The organism is Serratia sp. L9, from assembly GCF_050632285.1.
Lineage (GTDB): Bacteria > Pseudomonadota > Gammaproteobacteria > Enterobacterales > Enterobacteriaceae > Chania.
Genome location: NZ_CP192591.1, coordinates 5,156,962 through 5,172,059, shown reverse-complemented (window position 1 = coordinate 5,172,059; position 15,098 = coordinate 5,156,962). Strand labels below are relative to the sequence as shown.

The following is a 15,098-nucleotide window of genomic DNA, read 5'->3' as shown; positions in this document are numbered from 1 at the left end:
GCGAGAGGAATATGCGTAACCTGGATCTGGAAAATCTGATCGACACCGAACTGAACTGCTCGGCTTTTCAGGACTATGCGCCGAACGGCCTGCAGGTGGAGGGGCGCGCGCATGTGCAGCGCATTGTTACTGGCGTAACGGCATGCCAGGCGTTGCTGGATTCTGCAGTAGAACATCAGGCAGATGCCATCGTGGTGCACCACGGTTATTTCTGGAAAAACGAAGCTCCGGTGGTGCGGGGCATGAAGCGCAACCGGCTGAAAACCTTGCTGAGTAATGACATTAATCTGTATGGCTATCACTTGCCGCTGGATGCACATCCGGTGCTGGGTAATAACGCGCAACTGGCGCAGGAATTCGGTATCCGTACGCTGGGTGAGATTGAGTCTTTGCTGCCGTACGGTGAATTTGAACAACCGTTAAGCGGTAGTGAGCTGCAACAACGTATCGAAAGCCGTCTTGGCCGGGCGGTGTTGCACTGCGGCGATAACGCCCCACAGCATATCCGCCGGGTAGCCTGGTGCAGCGGTGGTGGCCAGGGTTTTATCGACAGCGCCGCGCGTTTTGGGGTTGATGCCTTTATCAGTGGCGAGGTGTCTGAACAGACGATTCATACGGCACGGGAGATGGGCATACACTTTTTCGCTGCTGGTCATCATGCCACCGAACGTGGCGGTATCAAGGCGTTGGGCGAGTGGTTGGCGCAACAGCACGGCTTTGATGTCACCTTTATCGATATTCCTAATCCTGCCTGATTTCCCCCAGGGTTCGGTAAACGAACCCTTTAATCTCTCTTTACTCTATAGATTTCAAGTTGTAGCCAGGCACCAATTTCACTTATCCCCTGGAGCTGACTTCAGTAACTGACTGGGGCGAGTGAGTGCAGGTAACAACGCTAAAGTTTGAAAGACAACGGTTAAAATCCCTTATTTTTGCGCAGGTTGTTCTATTGACAGCCGGCCTGCGCTCACGCATAACTGATATGTTTTGCAAATAATAATAAGGAGATTGGGGTGCAACGAGCACAATATTACCTGTTAGGGGAACGAGCTGTAGTGCTTGAATTGGCACCTCCAGTGACGCTGCAAAGCCAGCAGCGTATCTGGGCCTTGGCTGAAAGGCTGAACCATCACACTGATGTACGGGAAGTGGTTCCGGGGATGAATAACCTGACGCTGTTACTGTATACGCCGCAGGCGGATGCCGAAGCGATGCTGGAACTGCTGCGCCAGGGTTGGGAAGGGAACGAAAGCCTGGTGCCTGAATCCCGAGATGTGGATATCCCGGTGATTTATGGCGGCGAGTATGGCCCCGATCTGGATGAAGTGGCGCGCCATACCGGCATGACGGCTCAGCAGGTGGTCGAATGCCATTCATCAACCCTCTATGTGGTTTATTTCCTGGGATTCCAACCTGGTTTTACCTACCTGGGAGGCATGCCTGATCGGCTGGCCACGCCACGCCGTGCTGAGCCGCGTTTGTCCGTTGCTGCCGGTTCGGTAGGGATTGGTGGCGGGCAGACCGGTATTTATCCGTTGGTCACCCCTGGGGGCTGGCAACTGATTGGCCGCACACCGCTGGCACTGTTTAACCCTAATGAAATGCCGCCGACGTTGCTGCGCCCTGGCGATAACGTGCGCTTCGTGCCGCAAAAGGAGGGCGTATATTGAAAATCTTGCGAGCAGGAATTTATACCACCGTACAGGACCTGGGGCGTAACGGATTCCGCCGGTTAGGGATCAGCCAAGGGGGAGCTCTTGATATACCCGCGCTGAAAATTGCCAACCTGTTAGTAGGCAATGCGCCGGAAGCCGCCGGGCTTGAGATCACGCTAGGGCAGTTCAGCGCCGAATTTACCCACAACGGCTGGATTGCCTTGACCGGTGCGGGGTGTGATGCCCAGTTGGACGGTAAATCGCTGTGGACGGGCTGGCGTTATCCGGTAAAAAAAGGCCAGCAACTGACGCTGAAAATGCCTAAACACGGCATGCGCAGTTATCTGGCGCTGTCAGGTGGTATTAATGTGCCGGAAATGCTGGGGTCGCGCAGCACCGATCTCAAAGCGGGTTTTGGTGGCCTGGAAGGGCGGCAACTGAAAGAAGGTGACGTTCTGCCACTGGGCAAACCTCAGGCATTGCCACAGAGCAGCCTGGGCGTGAAACAGTTATTGTTCAGTAATCGGGTCCGGGCAATCCCGGGGCCTGAGTATGAGGAGTTCAGTGCTCAGGCGCGGGAAGATTTTTGGCGCACGGCATGGCAGCTCAGCCCGCAGAGTAACCGGATGGGATATCGCCTGCATGGCGGTAATGCTCTGGCGCGCACCACTGAGCGCGAGATGCTTTCTCACGGCCTGTTGCCGGGGGTGGTTCAGGTTCCGCATAACGGCCAACCTATCGTGTTGATGGCCGATGCACAAACAACCGGTGGTTACCCGCGAATTGCCTGCGTGATTGAAGCCGATCTCTACCATTTGGCGCAAATTCGCTTGGGTGACATTGTCCACTTTATCCCCTGCACGTTAGCAGAGGCACAGCGTGCCAAGACAGAGCAGGATCACTTTATTCAACAGATTGCCTGGGGGTTAAATGATCGTCGATTTGAATGCCGATCTTGGTGAAGGCTGCGCCAATGACGAGGCGCTGCTGCAACTGGTGAGTTCAGCCAATATTGCCTGTGGTTTTCATGCCGGGGATGCCCAGACCATGCGCCAATCGGTGCGTTGGGCGGTGCAGTATGGGGTTGCCATCGGCGCACACCCGAGCTTCCCCGATCGGGAAAATTTTGGCCGCACCCGCATGCAATTACCTGCAGAAACGGTGTATGCGCAAGTGGTTTATCAGCTTGGTGCGCTGGCCGCGATCGCCAGCGCCGAAGGTGGCAAGATGGTTCATGTGAAACCTCATGGCATGTTATACAACCAGGCCGCGGTGGAACCTGAATTAGCCGCGGCGATTGCACGCGCAGTATTGGCGGTGGACCCCAGCTTGCGCTTGGTGGGGCTGGCTGGCAGTGAGCTGATCAAGGCTGGTGAAAAACTGGGTTTGGCAACGCGCCAGGAAGTCTTTGCCGATCGAGGCTATCAGGCCGACGGTACGCTGGTTCCTCGTGGTCAGCCGGGGGCGTTGATCGACAATGATGAACAAGCCCTGGAACAGACGCTGGAAATGGTACGCCACCATCGGGTTCGCACCCTTGCAGGCACCTGGGCCGCCGTTCAGGCCGAAACGGTTTGCCTGCATGGCGACGGCGAACACGCGCTGGCGTATGCTCGCAAACTGCGCGAAAGCTTTACCCAGCACAGCATTCACGTTACTGCAGAATAAAAAAATAATTACGACAGCAAACACAACATTGCCCGCTGAGTTTTGAGCAACGGCTCAGAAAGCAGAAGGGAAAAGAGGGAAATTCATATGGAACAAGCCGTAAACTTCTGGCCACTGATTGGTATTGCCGCCATCGTGGTTGGATTTATTTTGCGTTTTAACCCAGTGCTGGTGGTGATCGTCGCCGGTATTATTACCGGGCTGGCGGCGCTGATGCCGTTGAGTGTTATTTTGGAGAAGCTCGGCGAGGGGTTTCTCAATACCCGTAATTTACCCTTAATCCTGCTGTTGCCGCTGGCGGTTATCGGCCTGTTAGAGCGCCACGGATTGAAAGAGCGCGCCCAGGCGTGGATTGCCAAAATCAAAAGTGCGACCTCTGGACGTTTGCTGATTGTTTACCTGTTTGTCCGTGAAGTCACGGCCGCAATGGGCTTGACCAGTCTGGGGGGCCACGCGCAAATGGTGCGCCCGTTGCTGGCGCCAATGGCAGAAGGGGCGGCGGAAAGCCGTTATGGCGAACTGCCGGAGCGAGTACGCTATCGCCTCAGGGCCATGTCTGCCGCTACTGATAACGTCGGGCTGTTCTTCGGGGAGGATATCTTCGTGGCCTTTGGCGCGATCATCTTTATGCATAACTTTATGCTGGAGTCGGGCGGTATTCAGACCGAACCGCTGCATATTGCGCTGTGGGGTATTCCAACGGCGATCTTCGCCTTCCTGATCCACTCTTTCCGTTTATATCGCTTGGATAAACAACTGACTGCAGAATTGAGCAAGCTTAATCAGGCAGCGATGCAGGCGAAAGGAGAAGGTCAATGAATTTCCAGCAGCAATATCTTTACTGGTTGGCCGGTGTCGTATTACTGATTGTCGCAGTGATGTCTTTTCGCGATCGCGCCAACCCGCGCCGTGTCACTACCGGCCTGTTCTGGGGATTGTATGGTTTGATCTTCCTGGTCGGGGACTGGACCTACGGATTATTTGGCAGCGGCGCGGAAGCCAAGCGCCAATTGCATATTGTGGTGGGTGTGTTGGTGGTGGTGATGGCATTAATCGCCGGTTTTGGCGGCGTTCGCCTCGGAAGTTATCACCAACGTAGCCCGCAAGAGCGTGAAACCAGCGCCAAACGTTTGGGTAACCGCCTGTTTATTCCGGCATTGGCGATCCCGGTGGTGACGGTAATTGGCGTGCTGCTGTTCAATAATATTCCGGCGTTGCAAACTGTGGTGTTCGGCAGCGGCAACCATGCCACCCTGGTAACGCTGTTCTCAATGACCGTTGGCTGCGCGCTGGGGCTGGTTATTGCAGTGAAGATGACCCACGAGAAAGCGTTGCAGCCGGTTCAGGAAGCTCGCCGCCTGTTGGACTCCATCGGTTGGGCATTTATTCTGCCGCAGATCCTGGCAACTCTTGGCCTGTTGTTCACTGTAGCCGGTGTTGGCACCGCAATCTCCCATCTGACACAGGAATATCTGGCGGTGGATAACCGCTTTATTGCCGTGGCGGTGTATGCCATAGGTATGGCGGTGCTGACGATGGTGATGGGTAACGCATTTGCGGCTTTCCCTATTGTCACTGCGGGTATCGGTATCCCTATCCTGGTGCTGCAACATGGTGGTAATCCGGCGGTGATGGCGGCTATCGGTATGTTTTCCGGCTATTGCGGCACGCTGATGACGCCAATGGCTGCTAACTTTAATATTGTACCGGCTGCATTACTGGAGTTGCCGGACAAGAATGCGGTCATCAAGGCGCAGGTTCCAACCGGGGTTACTTTGTTGTTGGTTAACGTATTCCTGCTTTATTTCTTGATGTTCCTCTAGGAGAGCGCATGCAAAAAGTTTTGATTACCGGTTTCGAGCCGTTCGGCGGTGAGCATGTCAACCCTTCCTGGGAAGTGGTGAAGCAGCTTAACGACCTGGAACTGGCTGGTGCGCGTATTGTCGCCCGTCAGTTGCCTTGCGTATTCGGTGAGGTGTTAGCGGTGCTGAATGCCGCTATTGATGAAGTGAAGCCGGTGATGGTGCTGGCGGTGGGCCAGGCGGGCGGGCGCACGGACATTACGTTAGAGCGGGTAGCCATTAACGTCGATGATGCGCGTATCCCTGATAATCAGGGGCAGCAGCCTATAGACCAGGCGATTGTGGAGGGGGCCCCGCGGCCTATTTCAGTAGCTTACCGATTAAAGCGGTGGTTAACTCCATGCGTGAGGCCGGTATTCCCGCTTCAGTATCTCAAACGGCGGGCACTTATGTCTGCAACCATGTGATGTATGGTCTGATGCATCGCTTAAGTGGGCAGCAAGAGGTGAAAGGGGGATTTATACACATCCCTTATCTGCCTGAGCAGGCGGCGAATCATCCTGGCGCACCCAGCATGGCAGCGCAGACGGTGCTGTTTGCCCTGGAATTGGCGATTTCGATCGCCTTGCAGGTTGAGCATGACTTGAAAGTGGTGGGTGGTGCTACCCACTGAGGTATTTACCTGCCCAGCGTTAATCCATTGGGTTCGGCTCGCCGAACCCTTTTCAATCAAGGAGTTGTTTTATGCCGGAAGGACCGGAAATTCGCCGGGCGGCAGATAAACTGGCAGCGGTGATGATTGAGCAGCCGTTGGCCGAAGTCTGGTTTGCTTTTCCCCAACTGAAACATTATCAGGCCGAGCTGATCGGCCAACGTATTACTGCCATCGAACCCCGCGGTAAAGCCTTGCTGACCGATTTCTCCAATGGGTTGACCATGTACAGCCACAACCAGCTTTATGGCGTCTGGAAGGTGGTCAAGGCGGGTGAAACCCCGCAAACCAAACGAGATCTGCGTGTCCGGTTAGAAACTGCCGAGTGGGCAATTTTGCTGTATAGCGCTTCGGATATCACTCTCGCGCCCCGTGGCGAGATTGAGCAGCACCCCTTTCTGAAACGTATTGGGCCAGACGTGCTCGATATGGCTCTGACGGTGGAGCAGGTGGAACAGCGGCTATTGTCAGCGGCGTTTTGCAAGCGGCAACTGGGGGGCATGTTACTGGATCAGTCTTTTCTGGCGGGACTGGGTAACTACCTGCGAGCTGAGATATTGTGGCAGGCGGAATTGGCACCCAAGCATAAACCGCAGGATTTAACCCCGCCAGAGTTGCACCAACTGGCACGGGCGCTATTGGAGATCCCGCGAGTTTCCTATCAAACCCGTGGCCAGGCCAATGAAAAACATCATCATGGCACGCTGTTCACTTTCAAGGTATTCCATCGCAGCGGCGAGCCTTGCCTACGTTGTGGGGGGATGATAGAGAAGGTGTCACTGTCGTCACGGCCATTCTATTGGTGCCCGGTCTGCCAAAAGTAGCTGATGAGGTGTTTTGGTTAGCTGGGGGAGAAGATGCGATGCCGTACTTGGGTGGGAGAGTCACATTGTGGCAATAATGTAACCCTCTCCCTGCGGAAGAGGGTTAAGGTGAGGGGCGTTGACACCCCTCTGCGAATCTTATTTTTTAACTTGAGATTTGAACTCACGCTCTGCATAACCGGTATACAGCTGGCGTGGACGGGCAATCTTGATGCCCTCGTCGTGCATTTCGTTCCAGTGGGCGATCCAGCCAATAGTACGGGCGATGGCGAAGATAACCGTAAACATGGAAGAAGGAATACCCATTGCTTTCAGGATGATGCCTGAATAGAAATCGACGTTCGGGTACAATTTCTTCTCGATGAAGTACGGGTCGTTCAATGCGATGTGTTCGAGCTCCATCGCCACTTCCAGCAGGTTGTCGTCTTTCTTGTTCAGTTCTTTCAGCACTTCGTGACAGGTTTCACGCATCACGGTAGCGCGCGGATCGTAGTTCTTGTACACGCGGTGGCCGAAGCCCATCAGACGGAACGAATCGTTCTTGTCTTTGGCGCGCTTGATAAATTCTGGAATGTGCTCAACGGTTTTGATCTCTTCCAGCATTTTCAGAGCGGCTTCGTTGGCACCACCGTGTGCAGGCCCCCAGAGGGAAGCGATGCCGGCAGCGATGCAGGCAAACGGGTTGGCTCCGGACGAACCTGCGGTACGCACGGTTGAGGTAGAGGCATTCTGCTCATGGTCTGCGTGCAGGATCAGAATACGATCCATGGCGCGTTCCAGCACCGGATTCACCACGTACTCTTCACAAGGTGTGGCAAACATCATATGCAGGAAGTTACCGGCATAGGAGAGATCGTTACGTGGGTAAACAAACGGCTGGCCGAGTGAATACTTGTAACACATCGCCGCAACGGTTGGCATTTTGGACAGCAGACGGAAAGCGGTGATTTCACGGTGGCGCTCGTTGTTCACATCCAGCGCATCGTGGTAGAACGCCGCCAGCGCACCGGTCACACCGCACAGCACTGCCATTGGGTGTGAGTCACGACGGAAACCACGGAACAGATGGGTGATCTGATCGTGGATCATGGTGTGGCGGGTAACTGTGGTCTTGAAGGTTTCGAATTCCTCTGTGGTCGGGGTCTCGCCGTACAGCAGGATGTAGCACACTTCCAGGTAAGAAGACTCTTTTGCCAACTGCTCAATGGGGAAACCACGATGCAGCAGGATACCCTTGTCGCCGTCAATAAATGTGATTTTGGATTCACAGGAAGCGGTAGAGGTAAAGCCTGGATCAAATGTGAAATAACCTTTGGAGCCCAGGGTGCGGACGTCCAGAACATCTGGGCCCAGCGTTGGGGTGAGTACGCCCAGTTCGATCGGAGCTTCGCCATTGTTGATATCTAGCGTCGCTTTCTTATCAGTCATTCTACAGTCTCCTTCAGCGCCTAATTTTAAAAACCTTTAACAACTGAAATACCTTAAATCTCCGCAAGTTGCCCGCAATTTAAGTGGTACGGACGCCAACTCTGTGAGCGACTGCGCAAATGTGCGGGCAGGGTACAGAGTGCCAACCAGGCGAACGAGACGGGTTACCAGCCGTTAATGATTCATTGGAATTCGTTAATCATTGCCTACGATATGTTTGAAATTTTAACCAAATACACTGTTGCATAACTAGCGCTTAGGGGGAAGTGTATCTGTTGGCCGCTAGTGCATCGTAGGGTTGATTGCCACTCTATTTGTAATGTAAATGTTGATCTCTTGTCAAATCAGATAATTAATTTTGTGCTAAATGTGAAAATCGTGATCTAAATCACTGTTCGGGGGAAATATTACCAAAGGGATTGTATGGGAATTGTAATAAGAATGTGAACCTCCTATACTGCCGCCAGGTCTCCGGATTACCCTGAAGTAGGAGCACCCAGCGTTAAAATTACGCGCCGTTTAAACACTAGGATGTTGATGTTTGAGCGCGTGACGTGTAAGGGTTTCATACTCTTGACGCTGTCTGATCCCCACCCAGGCCCGGAGGAAGGAAAATAATAAGAGCTGTGTGGGCAAAACCGTGAAAAAACAAAGACCTGTCAATCTGGATCTGCAAACGATCCGGTTTCCTTTAACTGCGATAGCGTCCATCTTACACCGAGTCTCTGGCGTAATTACTTTCGTTGCCGTGGGCATTCTCCTCTGGCTGCTGGGCATCTCTCTTTCTTCTCAAGAGGGTTTCCTGCAAGCTGCCTCCATCATGAATAGCTTCTTCGTGAAATTCATCTTTTGGGGGATCCTCACTGCATTGGCCTATCACATTTGCGGTGGCATTCGTCACTTGTTAATGGATTTTGGCTATATCGAAGAGAGTTTAGCCGCAGGTACCCGTTCTGCCCAGGTGGCGTTCGGTCTGACTGCCGTGCTGTCAATTCTGGCTGGAGTCCTCGTATGGTAAGCAACGTTTCTGCATTAGGGCGTAACGGAGTACACGACTGGTTGTTATTGCGTGCCTCTGCCATCGTCATCACCCTGTATGTCATCTATATCCTGGGCTTTGTGGTTACGGCCCCGGGCATCACCTATGAAATCTGGCGCGGTTTCTTCGCCACCTCCATTACGAAAGTATTCACCTTGCTGACATTGCTGTCGATTCTGGTTCACGCCTGGGTCGGAATGTGGCAGGTGCTGACGGACTATATCAAGCCACTGGCGTTACGCCTGGTGCTGCAACTGGCCATCGTCGTCGCGTTGCTGGTCTATTTACTGTACGGAACAATCGTAGTGTGGGGTGCTTAAATGAAACTGCCAGTCAGAGAGTTTGATGCAGTTGTTATCGGTGCTGGTGGCGCAGGTATGCGCGCGGCGCTACAGATTTCCCAGGCAGGCTCAACCTGTGCCCTGCTTTCCAAAGTATTCCCGACCCGTTCCCATACCGTGTCTGCCCAGGGCGGTATCACCGTTGCTCTGGGTAATAACCACGAAGATAACTGGGAATGGCATATGTACGATACGGTGAAAGGTTCCGATTACATCGGCGACCAGGATGCCATCGAGTATATGTGTAAAACCGGCCCGGAAGCGGTGCTGGAACTGGAACATATGGGTTTACCGTTCTCTCGGTTGGACGATGGCCGTATCTATCAGCGTCCGTTTGGCGGCCAGTCACTGAACTTTGGTGGCGAGCAGGCGGCACGTACCGCGGCAGCGGCAGACCGTACCGGCCATGCGCTGTTGCACACGCTTTATCAGCAGAACCTGAAAAACCACACCACCATCTTCTCTGAGTGGTATGCGCTAGATCTGGTGAAAAACCAGGATGGCGCGGTAGTAGGTACAACCGCAATCTGTATCGAAACCGGTGAAGTGGTTTACTTCAAAGCCAAGGCTACCATTCTGGCTACCGGCGGTGCAGGCCGTATTTACCAATCCACCACCAACGCCCACATTAACACCGGTGACGGTGTCGGTATGGCACTGCGTGCCGGTGTACCGGTGCAGGATATGGAAATGTGGCAGTTCCACCCAACCGGTATCGCCGGGGCCGGGGTGCTGGTAACCGAAGGTTGCCGTGGCGAAGGTGGTTACCTGCTGAATAAGCATGGCGAGCGTTTTATGGAACGTTATGCGCCTAATGCCAAAGATCTGGCGGGCCGTGATGTGGTAGCCCGTTCAATCATGATTGAAATTCGTGAAGGCCGTGGCTGTGATGGTCCATGGGGGCCGCACGCCAAGCTGAAGCTGGATCACCTGGGTAAAGAGGTTCTGGAATCTCGTCTGCCGGGTATTCTGGAGCTGTCCCGCACCTTCGCTCACGTCGATCCGGTTAAAGAACCGATCCCGGTTATTCCAACCTGTCACTATATGATGGGCGGTATTCCGACCAAAGTGACCGGCCAGGCGTTGACGGTGAATGAGAAAGGCGAAGATGTGGTGATCCCGGGTCTGTTCGCCGTGGGCGAAATTGCCTGCGTTTCAGTACATGGCGCTAACCGTCTGGGCGGCAACTCGTTGCTGGACCTGGTGGTGTTTGGTCGTTCTGCGGGTATGCACCTGCAAGAATCGATGGCAGAGCAGGGCGAAAGCCGTGACGCCAGTGAATCAGATGTGGAAGCATCCCTGGATCGTCTGAACCGTTGGAATAACACCCGTTCTGGTGAAGATCCGGCTGAAATCCGCAAGGCATTGCAATCCTGTATGCAGCACAACTTCTCGGTGTTCCGTGAAGGTGATGCGATGGCAAAAGGGTTGGAAGAATTGAAAGTGATCCGTGAACGTCTGAAGAACGCCCGTCTGGATGATACCTCCAGCGAATTCAACACCCAGCGTATCGAATGCCTGGAGTTGGATAACCTGATGGAGACCGCGTATTCCACCGCCGTTTCGGCCAACTTCCGTACCGAGAGCCGTGGCGCGCATAGCCGCTTCGACTTCCCGGATCGTGATGATGCCAACTGGCTGTGCCATTCGCTGTATCTGCCGCAATCGGAAAGCATGACGCGTCGTGAAGTGAACATGCAACCGAAACTGCGTGCGGCATTCCCGCCGAAAGTGCGTTCTTACTAATTGCGGAGCCAGATTGATGAAACTTGAATTCTCTATCTATCGCTATAACCCGGATGTCGATAACGCCCCGCATATGCAGGATTTCACCCTGGAAGCGGAAGAAGGCCGGGACATGATGTTACTGGATGCCTTGATCCAGTTGAAAGAAAAGGATCCGACCTTATCGTTCCGCCGCTCTTGCCGTGAAGGCGTGTGCGGCTCAGATGGCATCAACATGAACGGTAAAAACGGTCTGGCCTGTATTACGCCGGTCTCGTCGTTGCGTAAAGGCAACAACAAGATTGTGATCCGCCCACTGCCAGGGTTACCGGTGGTGCGCGATCTGGTGGTCGATATGGGCCAGTTTTATACCCAGTATGAAAAGATTAAGCCGTTCTTAATTAATGATGGCAAGAATCCACCGGCGCGTGAGCATCTGCAGTTGCCAGAAGACCGGGAAAAACTCGACGGTTTATATGAGTGTATTCTTTGTGCCTGCTGTTCAACCTCCTGCCCATCATTCTGGTGGAATCCTGACAAATTTGTTGGTCCGGCAGGTCTGTTAGCGGCTTATCGCTTCCTGATCGATAGCCGAGATACGGAAACTGAAGCACGATTGGATGATCTGGACGACGCTTTCAGTGTTTTCCGCTGCCATAGCATTATGAATTGTGTCAGTGTATGTCCTAAGGGCTTGAATCCGACGCGTGCTATCGGGCATATCAAGTCTATGCTGCTGCAACGTGGCGCATAAGTAGAACAAGATACTGCGCCGGACAATCTTCCGGCGCACATTCTAAGAGAGGGTATCTCTAAAAACTGACCCGTGATTGTGGTTGTAGGCAATCAGGCTCGTCCCGCCGGTTTTTAGAGGTTCCTTGTAGGGGGCCGCGAGGTCCAAAACAGAACGTGCATTAAAACTTTCAAAAGTTTTAGCCTTACGGAGTTCAGGTCACAGTGAGCAAGTCACGACACTGCAGCTTGAAGGATGATGGGTGTAAGCACGTCTAGTGAACCGTTATACGATAATCGTACCATTACGGTAATTATGTTAACCACGGCGAAAACTGAAGCTTTAAAAGCTTAAGGGATCAAAATGCAGAACGGCGCAATGAAGGCCTGGCTGGATTCCTCCTATCTGGCGGGCGCGAACCAGTCCTACATAGAGCAGCTCTATGAAGACTTTTTAACCGATCCAAGCTCCGTTGAAGATAGCTGGCGTTCCATTTTCCAACAGCTACCAACTGCGGGTGTTAAACCCGATCAACTCCACTCCCAAACGCGAGATTACTTCCGCCGCCTGGCGAAGGATTCATCCCGTTATAGCAACACCATCAACGATCCTGAAACCGACGCCAAGCAGGTTAAGGTACTGCAACTGATTAACGCCTTCCGTTTCCGCGGGCATCAGCATGCAAACCTTGATCCTCTTGGCCTGTGGAAACAGGAACAGGTGCCGGATCTCGATCCTGCCTACCACAACCTGACCGAAGCCGACTTCCAGGAAACCTTCAACGTGGGTTCTTTTGCCATAGGCAAAGAAACCATGAAGCTGAGCGATTTGTACGCCGCGCTGAAGCAAACCTATTGTGGGTCGATTGGTGCAGAGTATATGCACATCACCAACACCGAAGAAAAGCGCTGGATCCAGCAGCGTATTGAATCGGTAGCGGGCCAGGCGAGTTTCACTACGGACGAAAAGCGTCGTTTCTTAAACGAACTGACTGCAGCCGAAGGGTTGGAGCGTTACCTTGGTGCCAAATTCCCAGGGGCGAAGCGCTTCTCGCTGGAAGGTGGCGACGCGCTGGTGCCGATGCTGAAAGAAATGGTGCGTCACGCGGGTAAAAACGGTACCCGTGAAGTAGTGCTGGGCATGGCTCACCGTGGCCGTTTGAACGTGTTGATCAACGTGCTGGGTAAAAAACCGGCTGATTTGTTCGACGAGTTTGCCGGTAAGCATAAAGAACATCTGGGCACGGGTGACGTTAAATATCACCAGGGCTTCTCATCCGACGTGGAAACCGAAGGCGGCATGGTTCACCTGGCGCTGGCGTTTAACCCTTCGCATCTGGAAATCGTCAGCCCGGTAGTTATGGGGTCTGTGCGTGCTCGCCGCGATCGTCTGGATGAAGCGCGTAGCAATATGGTGCTGCCAATCACTATCCACGGTGATGCCGCGATAACCGGGCAGGGCGTAGTTCAGGAAACCCTGAACATGTCGCAGGCCCGAGGTTATGAAGTCGGTGGCACGGTGCGTATCGTGATCAACAACCAGGTTGGTTTCACGACCTCCAACCCGTTGGATGCGCGTTCCACCCAATACTGTACCGATATCGCCAAAATGGTGCAGGCTCCCATTTTCCATGTGAACGCTGATGACCCAGAAGCGGTTGCCTTTGTAACCCGTCTGGCGTTGGATTTCCGTAACACCTTTAAACGTGACGTCATGATCGATCTGGTCTGCTACCGTCGCCATGGGCATAACGAGGCCGATGAGCCAAGTGCAACCCAGCCGGTGATGTACCAGAAGATCAAGAAGCACCCAACGCCACGCAAGATCTACGCAGACGTTCTGACCGAACAGAAAGTTGCCAGCCTGGAAGATGCCACGGAAATGGTTAACCTGTATCGCGATGCTCTCGATCGCGGCGACTGTGTGGTTGAAGAATGGCGTCCGATGAACCTGCATTCCTTTACCTGGTCGCCGTACCTGAACCATGAGTGGGACGAAGAGTACCCAAGCAAGGTCGAGATGAAGCGTCTGCAGGAACTGGCGCGCCGCATCAGCACCGTGCCTGAAGCGATCGAAATGCAGTCCCGCGTGGCGAAGATCTATGGTGATCGTGCCGAGATGGCCGCTGGCACCAAAGCTTTTGACTGGGGCGCAGCTGAAACCCTGGCTTATGCCACGATGGCTGATGAAGGCATCCCGATCCGTATTTCCGGTGAAGATGCCGGTCGTGGAACCTTCTTCCACCGCCATGCGGTTGTACACAACCAGAAAAACGGTTCTGTCTATGTGCCGTTAGCCAATATCCATAGTGGCCAAGGCGAATTCAAGGTCTGGGACTCGGTACTGTCTGAAGAAGCCGTTCTGGCGTTCGAATATGGTTATGCCACCGCAGAACCGCGCACCCTGACCATCTGGGAAGCGCAGTTTGGCGACTTTGCCAACGGTGCTCAAGTGGTTATCGACCAGTTCATCAGCTCCGGTGAGCAGAAATGGGGCCGTATGTGTGGCCTGGTGATGCTGCTGCCGCATGGTTACGAAGGCCAGGGGCCAGAACACTCCTCTGCGCGCCTGGAGCGTTACCTGCAGCTGTGTGCAGAACAGAACATGCAGGTGTGCATTCCTTCTACCCCGGCACAGGTTTACCATATGCTGCGCCGCCAGGCGTTACGCGGTATGCGCCGTCCGTTGGTAGTGATGTCACCGAAGTCACTGCTGCGTCATCCGTTGGCGGTTTCTTCTCTGGAAGAGCTGGCAAACGGCACTTTCCAACCGGCTATCGGCGAAATCGACGAACTGGATCCGAAAGCGGTCAAACGTGTGGTGATGTGTTCCGGTAAGGTTTACTACGATCTGCTGGAACAGCGCCGTAAAAACGACCAGAAAGATGTGGCCATCGTGCGTATCGAGCAGTTGTATCCATTCCCGCATCAGGCTGTACAAGCGGTGTTGGAGCAATATGCCCATGTACATGACTTCGTCTGGTGCCAGGAAGAGCCATTGAACCAGGGTGCCTGGTATTGCAGCCAACACAACTTCCGTGAAGTGATCCCGTTTGGGGCTTCTTTACGTTACGCCGGACGTCCTGCCTCCGCCTCTCCGGCGGTGGGTTATATGTCCGTACACCAGAAGCAGCAGCAGGCTCTGGTAAATGACGCGTTGAATATTGAATAA

The 15,098-nt window shown here is 53.7% G+C and carries 13 protein-coding genes and 1 pseudogene; 13 read left to right on the top strand and 1 reads right to left on the bottom strand.

Going from position 1 to position 15,098, the window contains the following annotated elements; genetic code table 11:
• The first annotated feature begins 11 nt into the window (after positions 1–11).
• From ACQ86O_RS24605 to nei, 8 genes and pseudogenes are all read left to right on the top strand, one after another.
• Positions 12–755 (top strand): type 2 GTP cyclohydrolase I, encoded by a 744-nt coding sequence (locus ACQ86O_RS24605; RefSeq protein WP_431223254.1) that lies wholly within the window; start codon positions 12–14, stop codon positions 753–755.
• A 258-nt stretch (positions 756–1,013) separates the two neighbouring features.
• Positions 1,014–1,670 (top strand): 5-oxoprolinase subunit PxpB, encoded by a 657-nt coding sequence (pxpB, locus tag ACQ86O_RS24600; RefSeq protein ID WP_431223253.1) that lies wholly within the window; start codon positions 1,014–1,016, stop codon positions 1,668–1,670.
• On the top strand, positions 1,664–2,617 hold the full coding sequence (gene pxpC, locus ACQ86O_RS24595) for a 5-oxoprolinase subunit PxpC (RefSeq protein WP_431225823.1): 954 nt from the start codon (positions 1,664–1,666) through the stop codon (positions 2,615–2,617). The genes pxpB and pxpC overlap by 7 nt, the downstream gene beginning before the upstream one ends.
• Positions 2,586–3,323 (top strand): 5-oxoprolinase subunit PxpA, encoded by a 738-nt coding sequence (pxpA, locus tag ACQ86O_RS24590; protein ID WP_431223252.1) that lies wholly within the window; start codon positions 2,586–2,588, stop codon positions 3,321–3,323. The genes pxpC and pxpA overlap by 32 nt, the downstream gene beginning before the upstream one ends.
• An 87-nt stretch (positions 3,324–3,410) precedes the next feature.
• Positions 3,411–4,142, top strand: a complete 732-nt coding sequence (locus ACQ86O_RS24585; protein WP_431223251.1) for a DUF969 domain-containing protein — start codon at positions 3,411–3,413, stop codon at positions 4,140–4,142.
• The gene (locus tag ACQ86O_RS24580) at positions 4,139–5,146 is read left to right on the top strand and encodes a DUF979 domain-containing protein (RefSeq protein ID WP_431223250.1); all 1,008 of its coding nucleotides are present in this window, start codon (positions 4,139–4,141) and stop codon (positions 5,144–5,146) included. The genes ACQ86O_RS24585 and ACQ86O_RS24580 overlap by 4 nt, the downstream gene beginning before the upstream one ends.
• An 8-nt stretch (positions 5,147–5,154) precedes the next feature.
• Positions 5,155–5,798, top strand: a pseudogene (pcp, locus tag ACQ86O_RS24575) (pyroglutamyl-peptidase I).
• 71 nt (positions 5,799–5,869) lie between these two features.
• A complete protein-coding gene (gene nei / locus ACQ86O_RS24570) occupies positions 5,870–6,661 on the top strand; it encodes an endonuclease VIII (RefSeq protein ID WP_431223249.1) in 792 nt (263 codons plus the stop codon).
• A 138-nt stretch (positions 6,662–6,799) separates the two neighbouring features.
• Here the strand turns inward: nei and ACQ86O_RS24565 are convergent, their stop codons facing one another.
• Positions 6,800–8,089 (bottom strand): citrate synthase, encoded by a 1,290-nt coding sequence (locus ACQ86O_RS24565; RefSeq protein WP_431223248.1) that lies wholly within the window; start codon positions 8,087–8,089, stop codon positions 6,800–6,802.
• A gap of 628 nt (positions 8,090–8,717) precedes the next feature.
• Here ACQ86O_RS24565 and sdhC point away from each other — a divergent pair.
• The 5 genes from sdhC to sucA all read left to right on the top strand — a co-directional run bounded on the left by sdhC (position 8,718) and on the right by sucA (position 15,098).
• Positions 8,718–9,107 carry a succinate dehydrogenase cytochrome b556 subunit gene (sdhC, locus tag ACQ86O_RS24560; RefSeq protein WP_431223247.1) on the top strand — a complete coding sequence of 130 codons (390 nt, stop codon included), beginning with the start codon at positions 8,718–8,720 and terminating at the stop codon, positions 9,105–9,107.
• A complete protein-coding gene (sdhD, locus tag ACQ86O_RS24555) occupies positions 9,101–9,448 on the top strand; it encodes a succinate dehydrogenase membrane anchor subunit (protein WP_431223246.1) in 348 nt (115 codons plus the stop codon). Before sdhC ends, sdhD begins: the two co-directional genes overlap by 7 nt.
• Positions 9,449–11,215 (top strand): succinate dehydrogenase flavoprotein subunit, encoded by a 1,767-nt coding sequence (gene sdhA / locus ACQ86O_RS24550; protein ID WP_431223245.1) that lies wholly within the window; start codon positions 9,449–9,451, stop codon positions 11,213–11,215.
• Positions 11,216–11,231: 16 nt separating this feature from the next.
• Positions 11,232–11,948: a succinate dehydrogenase iron-sulfur subunit gene (locus ACQ86O_RS24545; protein ID WP_431223244.1), complete on the top strand. Its 717-nt coding sequence runs from the start codon at positions 11,232–11,234 to the stop codon at positions 11,946–11,948.
• A gap of 342 nt (positions 11,949–12,290) precedes the next feature.
• On the top strand, positions 12,291–15,098 hold the full coding sequence (gene sucA / locus ACQ86O_RS24540; protein WP_431223243.1) for a 2-oxoglutarate dehydrogenase E1 component: 2,808 nt from the start codon (positions 12,291–12,293) through the stop codon (positions 15,096–15,098).